General features: G+C 70.7%; 13 protein-coding genes. 6 read left to right on the top strand and 7 right to left on the bottom strand.

Annotation, left to right across the window (positions count from 1 at the left end; genetic code table 11):
• Nucleotides 1-90: 90 nt before the first annotated feature.
• A complete protein-coding gene (locus OHT01_RS09000; RefSeq protein ID WP_328552598.1) occupies nt 91-1,227 on the top strand; it encodes a glycerate kinase in 1,137 nt (378 codons plus the stop codon).
• A gap of 356 nt (nt 1,228-1,583) precedes the next feature.
• Here the strand turns inward: OHT01_RS09000 and OHT01_RS08995 are convergent, their stop codons facing one another.
• Nucleotides 1,584-2,807: a PucR family transcriptional regulator gene (locus tag OHT01_RS08995; protein ID WP_328552597.1), complete on the bottom strand. Its 1,224-nt coding sequence runs from the start codon at nt 2,805-2,807 to the stop codon at nt 1,584-1,586.
• A gap of 180 nt (nt 2,808-2,987) precedes the next feature.
• Here OHT01_RS08995 and OHT01_RS08990 point away from each other — a divergent pair, with 180 nt between their 5' ends.
• The 5 genes from OHT01_RS08990 to OHT01_RS08970 are packed head-to-tail and all read left to right on the top strand — an operon-like array spanning nt 2,988 to nt 8,000.
• Entirely contained in the window at nt 2,988-3,794 is an 807-nt protein-coding gene (locus OHT01_RS08990) for an ABC transporter ATP-binding protein (protein WP_328552596.1), read from the top strand.
• 7 nt (nt 3,795-3,801) lie between these two features.
• On the top strand, nt 3,802-4,728 hold the full coding sequence (locus OHT01_RS08985; protein ID WP_328552595.1) for an ABC transporter ATP-binding protein: 927 nt from the start codon (nt 3,802-3,804) through the stop codon (nt 4,726-4,728).
• Nucleotides 4,725-5,615, top strand: coding sequence for a branched-chain amino acid ABC transporter permease (locus tag OHT01_RS08980; protein WP_328552594.1), 891 nt, complete (start codon nt 4,725-4,727; stop codon nt 5,613-5,615). The genes OHT01_RS08985 and OHT01_RS08980 overlap by 4 nt, the downstream gene beginning before the upstream one ends.
• The gene (locus OHT01_RS08975; protein ID WP_443043370.1) at nt 5,608-6,741 is read left to right on the top strand and encodes a branched-chain amino acid ABC transporter permease; all 1,134 of its coding nucleotides are present in this window, start codon (nt 5,608-5,610) and stop codon (nt 6,739-6,741) included. Before OHT01_RS08980 ends, OHT01_RS08975 begins: the two co-directional genes overlap by 8 nt.
• On the top strand, nt 6,738-8,000 hold the full coding sequence (locus OHT01_RS08970; protein WP_328552593.1) for an ABC transporter substrate-binding protein: 1,263 nt from the start codon (nt 6,738-6,740) through the stop codon (nt 7,998-8,000). Before OHT01_RS08975 ends, OHT01_RS08970 begins: the two co-directional genes overlap by 4 nt.
• A 136-nt stretch (nt 8,001-8,136) precedes the next feature.
• Here the strand turns inward: OHT01_RS08970 and pssA are convergent, their stop codons facing one another.
• The 6 genes from pssA to OHT01_RS08940 all read right to left on the bottom strand — a co-directional run bounded on the left by pssA (nt 8,137) and on the right by OHT01_RS08940 (nt 14,547).
• Nucleotides 8,137-8,955, bottom strand: a complete 819-nt coding sequence (gene pssA / locus OHT01_RS08965) for a CDP-diacylglycerol--serine O-phosphatidyltransferase (RefSeq protein ID WP_328558064.1) — start codon at nt 8,953-8,955, stop codon at nt 8,137-8,139.
• A gap of 22 nt (nt 8,956-8,977) precedes the next feature.
• A complete protein-coding gene (locus OHT01_RS08960; RefSeq protein WP_328552592.1) occupies nt 8,978-9,625 on the bottom strand; it encodes a phosphatidylserine decarboxylase in 648 nt (215 codons plus the stop codon).
• Between the two features lie 170 nt (nt 9,626-9,795).
• The gene (locus OHT01_RS08955; protein WP_328552591.1) at nt 9,796-11,001 is read right to left on the bottom strand and encodes an acyl-CoA dehydrogenase family protein; all 1,206 of its coding nucleotides are present in this window, start codon (nt 10,999-11,001) and stop codon (nt 9,796-9,798) included.
• 2 nt (nt 11,002-11,003) lie between these two features.
• Nucleotides 11,004-11,531 carry a MaoC family dehydratase gene (locus OHT01_RS08950; protein ID WP_261705053.1) on the bottom strand — a complete coding sequence of 176 codons (528 nt, stop codon included), beginning with the start codon at nt 11,529-11,531 and terminating at the stop codon, nt 11,004-11,006.
• A gap of 5 nt (nt 11,532-11,536) precedes the next feature.
• Nucleotides 11,537-12,502 carry an HpcH/HpaI aldolase/citrate lyase family protein gene (locus OHT01_RS08945; protein WP_326784643.1) on the bottom strand — a complete coding sequence of 322 codons (966 nt, stop codon included), beginning with the start codon at nt 12,500-12,502 and terminating at the stop codon, nt 11,537-11,539.
• Complete coding sequence (locus OHT01_RS08940; protein ID WP_328552590.1) at nt 12,499-14,547, bottom strand: protein meaA; 2,049 nt, start codon at nt 14,545-14,547, stop codon at nt 12,499-12,501. Before OHT01_RS08940 ends, OHT01_RS08945 begins: the two co-directional genes overlap by 4 nt.
• Nucleotides 14,548-14,554 lie beyond the last annotated feature (7 nt).

The following is a 14,554-nucleotide window of genomic DNA, read 5'->3' as shown; positions in this document are numbered from 1 at the left end:
GGCGTCCTCCGGTTAAGGTCGCAGCGGCGCGACTGCCTTGACGTGTGCAAGGCCCGGAAGCAAGGGGAATGCAAGGTGGCGGACGCTGCAGTGAATCGGACCCCGCGTGTGCTCATCGCCGCGGACAAGTTCAAGGGATCGCTGACGGCCGTACAGGTCGCCGAGCGGGTGACGGCCGGACTGCGCCGGGTCGCGCCGCAGGTGGTGGTCGAGTCGCTGCCCGTGGCCGACGGCGGCGACGGCACCGTCGACGCGGCGGTCGCGGCCGGTTTCGAGCGCCGCGAGGTGCGCGTCGCCGGACCGCTGGGCGACGAGGTGACCGCCGCGTTCGCGCTGCGCGGGGACACCGCGGTCGTGGAGATGGCCGAGGCGAGCGGGCTGCAGCGGCTGCCCAAGGGCGTCTTCGCACCGCTCTCGTCCTCGACGTACGGCTCCGGTGAACTGCTGCGCGCCGCGCTCGACGCCGGTGCCCGCACCATCGTCTTCGGTGTGGGCGGCAGCGCGACGACGGACGGCGGCGCGGGCATGCTGTCCGCGCTCGGCGCCCGTTTCCTCGACGACGAGGGTGAGCCGGTGGCGCCCGGCGGCGCCGCGCTCGGTGACGTCGCGAGCGCCGACCTGTCGGGTCTGGACGACCGGTTCGCCGCGGTCGACCTCGTCCTCGCCAGCGACGTGGACAACCCGCTGACGGGTCCCAAGGGCGCGCCCGCCGTCTACGGCCCCCAGAAGGGGGCGGGTCCCGACGACGTGGCGGCCCTGGACAGCGCCCTCGCCCATTTCGCCGCCGTCCTGGAGAAGGAGCTCGGGCCGAAGGCCGCCGGGTACGCCACCGCGCCCGGCGCCGGTGCCGCGGGAGGGGTCGGTTACGGAGCCCTGGTCCTCGGCGCCCGTTTCCGGCCCGGCATCGAGGTGATGCTCGACGTGCTCGGCTTCGCGCCCGCGCTGGAGCGCGCCACTCTGGTGATCACCGGTGAGGGATCCCTCGACGAGCAGACGCTGCACGGCAAGGCGCCCGCCGGGGTCGCGGCGGCCGCCCGGGCCGCGGGCAAGGAGGTCGTCGCGGTCTGCGGCCGGCTCGCGCTCCGGCCCGAGGCGCTCGGCAGGGCCGGCATCCGGCGGGCGTACCCGCTCACCGAGGTCGAGCCCGACATCGCGAAGTGCATCGCCGACGCCGGACCGATCCTGGAACGGGTGGCGGAGAACATCGGGCGGGACTTCCTGGGCTGAGCCCCGGGAGGCCGTGCGGTCCCCCGGTCGGACGCGGGTCCCTCGCTCCCCCGGTCGGGGGCCGGCCCGGGGGCGGACCCAGGTCGCCCGGTCAGGGGCCTGGTGCGGGGTGGTCGTCGTTCTCTCGGCCGGTCGGTCGCCCGGTCCGGGTGGTTCCTTGTTCTCTCGCCCGGAGCCCGGAGCCCGGAGCCCGGAGCCCGGAGCGGGAGCGGTTGTCGGGCGCCCGGTCCGCGGGGTCCGTCGTTCTCTCGGTCCGGGGCCCGGACCGAGAGACGTCGGTCCGTCGCCCTCGCCGGGGAGGCGATCCCTCGCTCCCGCTGTCCGGGGGCGCGACCCGGGCCGCGCCCCGCGTCGTCTCACCGGCCCGGTCCCGCTCCACCGGCCGCCCCCGCCAGCCGGTAGGCGTCCAGGGCCAAGGTCATCTCGATCAGGTCGCGGGGGCGGGCCAGTGAGCGCGAGGTCAGCTGTTCCAGGCGGCGCAGGCGGTTGAAGACCGTGTTCCGGTGGCAGTACAGACGTCCGGCCGCCCGCCCCGCGGAGCCCTCGCAGGCCAGCCACATGTCCAGCGTCTCGATCAGCACGGCCCGGTCGCCCGGTTCGAGCTCCAGCAGCGTCCCGAACACGTCCGAGACCAGCCGGCCCGCCAGCTCCGGCTGGCTCACGACGAGCGCCGTCGGCATCCGCTGATCGAGGCGTACGACACCGGTCGCGTCCGGCGGACAGGTGCGCAGCGCCAGTTCGGCCCACCGCCGGGCCCGCCCCAGCTCGCCCAGACCCGCGACCACCGGACTGATGCCGCCCGGACCCGAGCGCCGGCCGTCCAGCAGCCGGGCCACCCCGTCCAGGCCCTGTTCGGCGTCCAGGGCCACCACCGCGATCTCGCAGTCGGCCCGCATCCGCCAGATGAACCGCAGCCCCGCCCCCACCATCGGCCGGACACAGACGTCCCGGCCGTCGTGCCGTTCCGTCCGCAGCACCACGACGGCGTACGGTCCGTGCTCGGGCAGATCGAGTCCGGCAGCCGCCCGCGCCGCGAGCCCCGGTGCCTCCTGGCCCTCCAGCAGAGCGTCGAGCAGGGCCTGCAACTGCTCGTCGGTGCGCCGCCGCAACTCCCGTTCCGTGGCGAGGTAGGACTCCGAGGCGGTCGCGGCCTGCGCGTCCACGGCCGACCACACCATCGTGGCGCACCGCATGAGCACCGCGAGCCGCTCGGGCTCCCGGCTCGCCGCGCTCTCCATCAGCGCGTCCCACACCAGATAGCCCGCGGCACGGTAGGCGTGCACCAGGAGTTCGAGCGGCAGCCCCTGCTGGGCCCGTCGCCGGCCCGCCTCCTCGGCGTGCTCCAGATCGCGGCGCGGTGAGTCCCTGGGCGCGGAGATCGCCTTGATGCCGATGCGCATCGCGGTCTCCGCCTCCCGCCACTGCTGGTCGTACGGCAGCACCTGTCCGTAGACGGGGGAGTACTCGGTGAGCTGCCTGAGGTGCTCGTCGACGAGCTCGGGCAGCCGTTCCAGCAGAGCCGTACACGACTCCGCGAGCAGCTTCCAGTCATGACCGGTCCGCGGTCTGCGCCCTCCCATGGCCGGAGGATGCCACCGGGACAGGGGGTCGCACAGGCCCCTGACACGCGGTGTTGTGCGCATGCACAACGGGCGGGCGCCACCGGTGGGCTCCCGCCGCGTATCGGCCGCGGCCCGTGGACGGGGGTGTCCGCCGGTGCTGAGGTGAGCGCCACACCGAGCCAGGAGAAGGGAGATGCCATGGGCGGTTCCGCTCTGCTCGTGCGGGAACTGTCGGTCGGATACGGCCCCGTACGCGCGCTGCGTCACGTGTCGTTGGAGGTGCCCGAGGGAGCCGTCGTCACGGTCCTCGGCGGCAACGGCGCGGGCAAGTCGACGCTCCTGCGGGCCGTCTGCCGGACCCTCTCCTTCCACGGGGGAGCGGTCACCGGCGGCACGGTCACGCTGGGCGGACGGCCGCTCGACCGGCTGCCGCCGGACCGGGTGGTGGCCGCCGGGGTGTCCCAAGTCCCCGAGGGGCGAAGGGTGTTCAGCCGGATGACGGTCGCGGACAACCTGCGTGCCGGAGCACTGGGCGCCGCTGGCGGACGGGTCGAGCGGGCGCGTGCCCTGCGGCGCGTGCACGAACTGTTCCCCGTCCTCGCCGACCGCGCCCGGCAGCGGGCGGGGCTGCTGTCCGGCGGGGAGCAGCAGATGCTCGCCGTCGGCCGGGCGCTGATGGGCGCCCCCAAGGTGCTGCTGCTGGACGAACCCTCGCTCGGGCTCGCCCCGTTGATGGCCGCACGGATCGCCGACACCGTGCGGGAGATCAACGGACAGGGCACCTCCGTCCTGCTCGTGGAACAGAACGCGGCCCTCGCCCTGCGACTCGCGTCCAGCGCCTATGTCCTGGAGGTCGGCGAGGTGACCCTGTCCGGTCCCGCGGACCGACTCGCCGCCTCGGACGAGGTGCGCCGCCGCTATCTCGGCGTGGTCGACGAGGAGGCCGCGGCCGACGGCGCCTCCGCGCGCGGTGCCCTGCCGTCCCTGTCCCGTTGGAAGGGGTGAACCCGCCATGGCGGAACGCGACAGCGGGGCGGCGCAGGAGGCCGCCGCGAGAGCCGGGGACGACCCCGCGCCGACTCCCGTGCCGGGCAAGGACGCGGGCAGGGAGGTCCGGGACACCGCGGCCGACCCGGTGACCGCGCCCTCCGACGTCCCGACGCTCGACGTCAGGGACGTGACGGTCCGGTTCGCCGGGCTGACCGCGCTCGACGCGGTGAGCTTCACCGTGCGGCCCGGCACCGTGCACGCCCTCATCGGCCCCAACGGGGCAGGGAAGTCGACCTGCTTCAACGTGCTCTCCGGTGTGTGCCGGCCCGCCGCCGGAAGCGTCCGCCTCGGAGAGCGCGAACTCACCGGCCTGCCGCCGCACCGGATCGCCGGGCTGGGCGTGGCCCGCATCTTCCAGAACCTCGCCCTGCCTCCGCACGCCACCGTCGAGGACTGCCTGCTGCTCGGCCGGCACCGGCTGACCCGCGCCGGGTTCCTCGCCGCCGGGCTGCGGCTGCCCTCGGCGGCCCGCGAGGACCGGCGGCACCGCGAACGCGTCCGTGAGATCGCCGCGTTCGTGGGTCTGGAGCGACAGCTCGACCGGCCCGCCGGTTCGCTCCCGTACGGACAGCAGAAGCTCGCCGAGCTCGCCCGGGCCCTGTGCATGGAACCCCGCGTCCTGCTCCTGGACGAACCCGTCGCGGGCATGACCGCCGACGAACGCCGCCGAACCGCAGCGGTCGTCGCGGGAGTTCGCGACAGCCTCGGCATCTCGATCGTGCTGGTGGAACACGACATGGGGGTGGTGATGCGGCTCGCCGACACGGTGACCGTACTGGACTTCGGGCGCCGGATCGCCGACGGCGCCCCCGTGGACGTACAGAACGATCCGGCGGTCGTACGCGCCTATCTGGGCGAGCGCGCCGACCCAGAGGAGAACGCCTCATGAGCACCTTCGCCGAACTCCTGCTCAACGGACTGTCGTTGGGCTCCGTCTACGCCCTCATCGCCCTTGGCTTCGTCGTCATCTTCCGGGCCACCGAGGTGGTCAACTTCGCGCACGCCTCGCTGCTGCTCGCGGGCGGCTATGTCACCGCGACCCTGCACGACGACATCGGCTTCTGGCCCGCACTGCTCGCCGGCGTCGCGGGCGCCGCACTGGTGGGGGCGGCCGTGGAGTTCCTGGTGATGCGCCGCTACCGGGGCACCGACCAGAGCGTCCTCGCCATCGTCACCATCGGCGTCGACATCCTGCTCACCACCGAACTGACCCGCCGTATCGGCACGGACGTCCTGGTGATGGGCGACCCCTGGGGCAACGCCGTCCTCACCGTCGGGCCGGTCTCCGTCGCCCACACGCGGATCGCGGCGTTCGTCACGGCGTCCCTGCTCATCACCGCGTTCCTGCTCGCCTTCCGCTACACGTCCTGGGGCGTGGCGATGCGCGCCGCCGCCGAGAGTCCGGAGACGGCCGCCCTGATGGGGGTGCGGCTCGGCCGGGTGTCGCTGGGGGCCTGGGCGGTGGCGGGCGGCCTCGCGGCCGTCGCCGCGCTGTTCCTGACCGTCTTCCCGACCCCCGGTCTCGAACGCGCCACCTCGCTGGCCGCGCTCAAGGCGTTCCCCGCGGCCATCCTCGGAGGCCTCGACTCGACGACCGGCGCGCTGGTCGGCGGACTCCTCGTCGGCGTCACCGAATCCCTGGCCACCGGCTACCAGAGCGACCTCACCTTCCTCGGACGCGGCCTCGGCGATCTCGCGCCCTACGTGGTGATGGTCGCGATCCTGCTCATCCGGCCCGCCGGGCTGTTCGGCACGAAGGAGCTCGCCCGTGTCTGAGGTCCTCACCCGTGACGAGGCGGGCAGCGCACCCCGGCCCGCCCGCCACCGGACGATCCGGCTGCCCGGCGCGAGGACCGCGATCGGGGCCGCCGGCGCCGTCCTGCTGCTCGCGCTGCCCTTCTACGTCGACCGCTTCTGGCTCCAGGCCGGTCTGTTCGCGATGGCCGCCGGGATCGGCGCGGTCGGTCTCAACCTCCTCACCGGCGCGACCGGCCAGCTCTCCATGGGACACGCCTTCTTCCTCGCGGTCGGCGCCTACGGCTACTGCGTGTTCGCCGCCGACGGGGGCGACGGGCTGACCGGTCTGGGCCTGCCGACCTGGCTCGCGGCCGTACTCGCCGTGGCCGTGTCCGGGATCGCCGGAGGACTGTTCAGCCCGATCGCGGGACGCCTGCGGGGCGCCTACCTCGGCATCGCCACGCTGGCCCTGATCTTCATCGGGCAGCACGTCCTGTTCAACGCCCGGGATCTGACGGGCGGCTTCAACGGCCGCGACGTGCCGCCGCTCAGCCTCTTCGGCCTCACCTTCGACGACCGCGAGCTCGTCGTCGCGGACGTGCCGTTCGGGTCGGCCGAGAAGCTCTGGTACGTGGGTCTGGTCCTGCTCCTCGGCTGCGGGCTGTTCGCCCGCGGGGTGCTGCGAGGCCGCCCCGGCCGGGCGATGAACGCGATCCGCGACCACCGGATCGCGGCCGGGGTGATCGGCGTGCCCGTCGCGCGCTACCGCGCCGCCGTCTTCGTCCTGTCCTCGATGTACGCGGGCCTCGCCGGGGTGCTGCTCGCCCTGGTCTTCCAGCGGACGGTGCCCGACTACTTCGGGATCACGCTCTCGCTCGACTACCTCGCCATGATCGTCATCGGCGGGCTCGGCTCGGTCGCCGGGGCGGTCGTGGGGGCCGCGTTCGTCTCGCTGCTGCCGCAGCTGCTGACCCGCTACAGCGACACCCTGCCCCTGGTCTCCGACCCGGGCATGGGCGGGATCGCGCCCGGCGAGGCGGCCCGGTACCTGTACGGCGCCGCCGTCGTGGCGGTGGTGCTCTTTCTTCCGGGCGGCCTGGTCAGGGTGGCCGTCCGGCACCGCGTCAAGCCCCGTCCCGGGGCCACTCCAGGGGAGGAACGATGAGAACGACACACACCGCGCGGCTGGCCGCCGGGGCGCTGGCCGCCCTGCTCGTGCTGGCCGGATGCAGCTCGAAGGCCAAGGACGGCGGCGGTGACAAGCAGGCGGCCGACGGGGTGAGGACCGGCGAGGGGATCTCCGGGAAGACGATCAGTCTCGGAGCGCTCACCGACATGAGCGGTGTCTACGCGACGCTCGGCAAGAGCGTCACCCAGGCACAGCAGCTCTACGTGAAGCAGACCAACGCCGCCGGCGGCGTCTGCGGCTACAAGCTGGCGCTGACGGTCCGCGACCACGGGTACGACCCGCAGAAGGCCGTCTCGGGCTACACCGAGCTGGCCCCGAAGGTGCTGGGCTTCACCCAGTTCATCGGCTCACCGTTCGTCGCGGCCGTCAAGCAGCGCATCGACGGCCAGGACAAGGGTCTGGTCCTCCCGCAGGCCTGGTCGGCCACCCTGCTGGGCAGCCCGTACATCCGGCCCATCGGCTCCACGTACGACCTTGAGACGATCAACGCGATCGACTTCCTGATGAAGGAGAAGGGCCTCAAGAAGGGCGACAGCATCGGCCATGTGTACTTCGAGGGGGACTACGGCGAGAACGCCCTGACCGGCTCCCGGTACATGGCGAAGCAGTCGGGGCTCAAGGTCGTCGAGCAGAAGATCAAGCCGACCGACAACGACATGACCGGCCAGGTCGTCGCGCTGAAGAAGGCCGGGGTGAAGGCCGTCGTGATCAGCGCGGGCCCGCGGCAGGCGGCCTCGCTGGTCGGGGTCGCGGCGGCCCTCAAGTTCGATGTGCCGGTGATCGGCAACAACTCGGCGTTCGCCCCGCAGCTCCTCGCGACCGCGGCGGCCCCGGCCCTGGAGGCCAACTTCTACGTCGCCAACCCCTCGCTGCCGATCGGGGCGGACACCCCGAAGGCGAAGAAGCTCGTCGCGGACTACCGGGCCGCCTATCCGAAGGACTCCCTGGACAACGGTGTGGTGGCCGGCTGGACGGCCGCGTCGGCGTTCGGTGAGGCGCTGAAGAAGGCCTGCGCGGCCAAGGACCTCACCCGCGAGGGTGTCGACAAGGCCCTGCTGACCATCGACGCGTTCGACCCGGGGTTCGGCATCCCCCAGGACTTCACCGACCCCAAGGCGGCGTCCTCCAAGGAGAGCGTCATCCTGCAGCCCGACAAGAACGCCGTGGGCGGGATGAAGGTCGTCCGCGGGGCCGAGGCCTCGTCCGTCGCCCAGGGGTACACGCCCGCCCTCTGACGCCCCCGTTCCCGCGCGGGACGCGAAGGGCGTGCCCGGCGGTGCGAAGGACGTGCTCGGCGGAGCCGATGGCCCCGCCCACGCGCGAAGGGCCCCGAACCGTGTGGTTCGGGGCCCTTCGGCGTCGTACGGGGTGCTACGGGAGCTGCGTGGCTCGTGCCTCGCGGCGGTTGCCCCGGAAGTTGTTCACCCGGCGGGCCGTGGCGAACAGCGGGATCACCGCGCCCATGACGAGCTGCAGCGCGCAGCCGGTCTGGAGGAGCAGCTGGCCACCCGGCGCGTCGAACGCCCATGCGGCCAGGAGAGCCATCGAGAGCACGATCCAGGAGAGCATCGCGACCGCGAGGCGACCGCGCGGCTTGGGGTACTCGACCCGGCTCACCATCAGCCAGGCGGTGCCCATGATCGCCATCAGCGTGGCGACGAAGGGCAGCTCCAGCAGGATGATGGAGACGACCGTGAGCGCGCCGAAGGGGCTCGGCATGCCCTGGAACGTGCCGTCCTTCACCGTGACGCAGGAGAATCTCGCGAGCCTCAGCACCACGGCCAGGAGCACCACGATCGCGCCGACCGCCGCCACCTTCTGGTACGCGTCGTCCGCGACCATGCCGTACACCAGCACGAAGTACGCCGGCGCCAGACCGAAGCTGATCAGGTCGGACAGGTTGTCCAGCTCGGCGCCCATGGGGGAGGAGCGCAGCTTGCGGGCGACCAGGCCGTCGAACAGGTCGAAGACCGCGGCACACAGCATGAGGATCACGGCCGTGGCGGCGGAGTGACGGGCCATGCCCGACTCGTCGCTGCCCGTGAGGTGCGGGATCAGGATGCCGGTGGTGGTGAAGTACACCGCCATGAAGCCACAGGTGGCGTTGCCGAGGGTGAGCGTGTCCGCTATCGAGAGGCGGAGCGAGAGGGGCATCTCCTCCTCGTCGTCCATCTCATCGGCCTCCGGCACCCAGCCGGCCTGTGTCTCGGGATCAATCACGGTCAATTCGAGTCACCCCAGCCACGGTCTTCTGACCGACCTCCACGTCGACCTCGACACCCTCGGGGAGGTAGATGTCCACGCGCGAGCCGAAGCGGATGAGACCGATCCGGTCCCCCTGCTCGACCTTGGTGCCCTGAGGGATGTACGGCACGATGCGGCGGGCGACCGCGCCGGCGATCTGGATCATCTCGATGTCACCGAGCTCGGTGTCGAAGTGCCAGACGACGCGTTCGTTGTTCTCGCTCTCCTTGTTGAACGCCGGAACGAACCCACCGGGGATGTGCTCGACCGACGTCACGGTGCCGGAGAGCGGCGCGCGGTTGACGTGGACGTTGAGCGGGCTCATGAAGATCGCGACGCGGGTGCGCCCGTCCTTCCACGGCATGATGCTCTGCACCACACCGTCGGCGGGCGAGATGACACGGCCCTGCGTGATCTCGCGCTCGGGGTCGCGGAAGAACCACAGCATCCCGGCCGCGAGCGCGGTGACGGGTACGGCCACGGCCTTGGCCGCGCCGGAGCGGCGCGAACGGGCCAGGCTGAGTGCTGCGGTGGCAACGGTCGGGAGAAGCCACGGCGATGCTCCGCGCGCGAGGCGGACCCGGCCGCGAGGTGCAGAGGTTTGGCTGTGGGGCATGGATGACCTTCGTAGCGGATGATGCCGCGCTCGAACGGGGGACGGCGGCTTTCACGCGATCGTACCGGTCGCAGACCGCAACTGGGCAAGCCAAGTTGCGGAGTCGACGGCCGAAGAGAGCTGACGGGGTGTGACCTTCTTCGCGAAGAAAACACCCCGAACCCGGACATCTAGCCCTGGAGTCGATACTCTTCGAGCAGTCGGCGCCCGATGATCATTTTCTGGATCTCGGCGGTACCTTCGCCGATCAGCAGCATCGGCGCCTCACGGTAGAGGCGCTCGATCTCGTACTCCTTGGAGAAGCCGTAGCCGCCGTGGATCCGGAAAGCATCTTCCACGACCTCTTTGCAGTACTCGGAGGCGAGGTACTTCGCCATCCCTGCTTCGAGGTCGTTTCGTTCCCCGGAGTCCTTTTTGCGAGCCGCGTTCACCATCATTGCATGGGCGGCCTCGACCTTGGTAGCCATCTCGGCCAGCTTGAACTGGATCGCCTGGTGCTGGGCGATGGCCTTGCCGAAAGTGTGACGTTGCTGGGCATAGGAGACGCCGAGCTCAAATGCGCGCTGTGCGACGCCGCAGCCACGAGCCGCGACATTGACCCGGCCGACCTCGACTCCGTCCATCATTTGGTAAAACCCTCGGCCGGTGGTGCCTCCGAGGACCCGATCGGCCGGAATGCGCAGTCCGTCCATGATGAGTTCGGTGGTGTCGACCCCCTTGTAACCCATCTTGTCGATCTTCCCGGGGATCGTGAGGCCGGGGCGGACCTCTCCGAAGCCGGGCTCCTTCTCCACCAGGAAGGTCGTCATCGACTTGTGGGGCGCGGTGCCCTCGGGGTGTCCTTCGTCACTCCGGACGAGAACGGCCACCAGATTCGATGATCCACCGTTCGTCAGCCACATCTTCTGGCCGGTCAGGACGTACTCGTCGCCGTCCTTCACCGCCTTCGACGTGATCGCCGACACATCCGAACCGAGCGCCGGCTCCGACATCGAGAAGGCGCCACGCGTCTCACCGAGCGCCATGCGCGGCAGGAAGTGGTCCTTCTGCTCCTGCGTGCCGTGCTGCTTGAGCATGTACGCCACGATGAAGTGGGTGTTGATGATGCCGGAGACCGACATCCAGCCGCGGGCGATCTCCTCGACGCACAGCGCGTACGTCAGGAGGGACTCGCCCAGGCCGCCGTACTCCTCGGGGATCATCAGCCCGAAGAGGCCCAGCTCCTTGAGGCCGTCGACGATTTGTTGCGGGTACTCGTCGCGGTGCTCCAGCTCGGTCGCGACCGGGATGATCTCCTTGTCCACGAAGTCGCGGACGGTGGAGAGGATCTCCCGCTGGACGTCGGTCAGACCGGCGGTCTGGGCGAGTCGCGCCATGACTACTTCTCCGTCTTCTTCTCCGCCGGGGCGGTGAGTTCGGGCCGGCCGGGCTGCTCGCCGCCGCGCTCCTTGATGTACGTCTCGGTGGGGACCATCACCTTGCGGCGGAACACGCACACCAGCGTGCCGTCCTGTTTGTAGCCCTTGGTCTCGACGTACACGATCCCGCGGTCCGACTTGGACCGGGAGGGCGTCTTGTCGAGGACGGTGGTCTCGCCGTAGATCGTGTCGCCGTGGAAGGTCGGCGCCACGTGCTTCAGCGACTCGACCTCCAGGTTGGCGATCGCCTTGCCCGAGACGTCCGGCACGGACATCCCGAGGAGCAGCGAGTAGATGTAGTTCCCGACGACGACGTTCTTGCCGAAATCGGTCGTCTTCTCCGCATAGTTGCTGTCCATGTGGAGCGGGTGGTGGTTCATGGTCAGCAGACAGAAGAGGTGGTCGTCGTACTCCGTGACCGTCTTCCCGGGCCAGTGCTTGTAGACCGCCCCGACCTCGAACTCTTCGTAGGTGCGTCCGAACTGCATGGTGCTCAGGCCTCCGGGGCTTCGAACGAGGTCGTGCGCTGCATGCCGGCGGCCCGGCCCTTGCCCGAGATGACGAGCGCCATCTTGCGGCTGGCCTCGTCGATCATCTCGTCGCCGAGCATCGCGGAGCCCTTCTTGCCGCCCGCCTCGGACGTGTAGTAGTCGTACGCGTCCAGGATCAGCTCGGCGTGGTCGAAGTCCTCCTGCGACGGGGAGAAGATCTCGTTCGAGGCCTCCACCTGACCCGGGTGCAGCACCCACTTGCCGTCGAAGCCGAGCGCGGCGGCGCGCTGGGCGACCGCGCGGTAGCCGTCGATGTTGCGGATCTGAAGGTAGGGGCCGTCGATCGCCTGGAGGTTGTTGGCGCGCGCCGCCATCAGGATCTTCATCAGGATGTAGTGGTAGGCGTCCGCCGGGTAGCCGGGCGGCTGCTCGCCCACGACCAGCGACTTCATGTTGATCGACGCCATGAAGTCGGCCGGGCCGAAGATGATCGTCTCCACGCGCTGCGAGGCGGTGGCGATCTCGTTGACGTTGTTCAGACCCTGGGCGTTCTCGATCTGCGCCTCGATGCCGATCTTGCCGACCTCGAAGCCCATCGTCTTCTCGATCTGCGTCAGCAGCAGGTCGAGCGCCACGACCTGCTGGGCGGTCTGGACCTTCGGCAGCATGATGCAGTCGAGGTTCTGCCCCGCGCCCTCGACGACCGTGACGACATCGCGGTACGTCCACTCGGTGGTCCAGTCGTTGACGCGCACGACCCGCGTCTTGCCGGTCCAGTCACCTTCGTTGAGGAACTTGACGATGGTGTGCCGGGCGTCGGGCTTGGCCAGCGGCGCGCACGCGTCCTCCAGGTCGAGGAAGACCTGGTCCGCGGGGAGCCCCTGGGCCTTCTCCAGGAAGCGGGGGTTGCTGCCCGGCACCGCCAGGCAGGAACGTCGCGGACGCAGACGGTTGACGGGCGTGGTCATGCGGGGACCTCCAGGGGGTCGAGCTTGTTCGCTTTGCGGATCTCGTCGACGATACGGCCGATGATTCCGGTGATGTCGAAGTCCTTCGGTGTGAAGACCGCGGCCACTCCGGCGGCCCTCAGCTGTTCGGCGTCGGCGTTCGGGATGATCCCGCCCGCGATCACCGGAATGTCGCCCGCGCCGGCCGTGCGCATCTTCTCCAGGACGTCCGGCACGAGCTGGGCGTGCGAGCCGGACAGGATCGACAGGCCGACGGCGTGCACGTCCTCGGCCACGGCCGCGTCCACGATCTGCTCCGGGGTGAGCCGGATGCCCTGGTAGACCACCTCGAACCCGGCGTCGCGGGCCCGCACGGCGATCTGCTCGGCGCCGTTGGAGTGCCCGTCCAGGCCCGGCTTGCCCACCAGGAACCGGAGGTTGCCGACGTTCAGGTCCTTGGCGGTCAGCTCCACCTTGCGGCGCACCAGGGCGAGCCCGGTGCCCTCCTCGGCGGTGACCGCGACGGGCGCGGACGAGACCCCGGTCGGGGCGCGGAACTCGCCGAACACCTCGCGCAGGGCCCCGGCCCACTCGCCGGTGGTGACACCGGCGCGGGCGCACTCCAGGGTGGCCTCCATGAGGTTGGCCGTTCCCTTCGCGGCCTCCTTCAGCCGCTCCAGCGCCTTGCACGGGCGCGGGTGGTTGAAGGGCGGCTGGTAGCGCGTGTCGCGCCAGGTTCCCAGCGCGGAGATCACCCGGGCCTCGACCGCGGGGTCGACCGTCATGATCGCCGCGTCCAGGTCGGCCGTGAGCGGGTTCGGCTCGGTCGACTGGAAGATGTTGACGCCGACGATCTTGTCGGTGCCGCCCTCGATCCGGGCCCGGCGCTCGGCGTGCGAGGAGACGAGCTGCGACTTCAGATAGCCGGACTCGACGGCGGCCATCGCGCCGCCCATCTCCTCGATCCGCGCGATCTCGGCCAGCGACTCCTCGACGAGGGCCGCCACCTTGGCCTCGATGACGTGCGAGCCCTCGAAGATGTCCTCGTACTCCAGCAGGTCGCTCTCGTGCGCCAGCACCTGCTGGATGCGCAGCGACCACTGCTGGTCCCAGGGGCGCGGAAGGCCCAACGCCTCGTTCCAGGCGGGCAGTTGGACAGCGCGGGCGCGGGCGTCCTTGGAGAGGGTGACGGCCAGCATCTCCAGCACGATCCGCTGGACGTTGTTCTCCGGCTGCGCCTCGGTCAGACCGAGGGAGTTGACCTGGACGCCGTACCGGAAGCGCCGCTGCTTGGGGTCCTCGATGCCGTACCGCTCGCGCGTGATCTTGTCCCAGATCCGCCCGAACGCCCGCATCTTGCACATCTCCTCGATGAAGCGGACGCCCGCGTTCACGAAGAAGGAGATGCGGGCCACGACCTCGCCCTTGCGGTCCTCGGCGATCTGCCCGGACGCGAACACCGCGTCCAGGACGGCGATCGCGGTGGACATCGCGTACGCGACCTCCTGGACCGGTGTGGCGCCCGCCTCCTGCAGGTGGTAGCTGCAGATGTTGATCGGGTTCCACTTGGGGATGTGGTTGACCGTGTACGTGATCATGTCCGTCGTGAGACGGAGGGAGGGCACCGGCGGGAAGACGTGCGTCCCCCGCGAGAGGTACTCCTTCACGATGTCGTTCTGGGTCGTCCCCTGGAGCTGGGTGATGTCGGCGCCCTGCTCCTCGGCGACGACCTGATAGAGCGCCAGCAGCCACATGGCGGTGGCGTTGATGGTCATCGAGGTGTTCATCTGCTCCAGGGGGATGTCCTGGAACAGCCGGCGCATGTCACCGAGGTGCGAGACCGGCACGCCGACCCGGCCGACCTCGCCGCGGGCGAGGATGTGGTCGGGGTCGTAGCCCGTCTGCGTCGGCAGGTCGAAGGCCACGGAGAGCCCCGTCTGCCCCTTGGCGAGGTTGCGCCGGTACAACTCGTTGGACGCCTCGGCGGTGGAGTGGCCGGCGTAGGTGCGCATGAGCCACGGCCGGTCCTTCACCTTCTCCGCCTGCGCGGTCTGACGCTCTGTCATGGCTGGA

This window comes from Streptomyces sp. NBC_00358 (assembly GCF_036099295.1).
GTDB lineage: Bacteria > Actinomycetota > Actinomycetes > Streptomycetales > Streptomycetaceae > Streptomyces.
The sequence above is the reverse complement of the archived record's forward strand: the minus strand, read 5'-3'. Positions and strand labels throughout refer to the sequence as shown.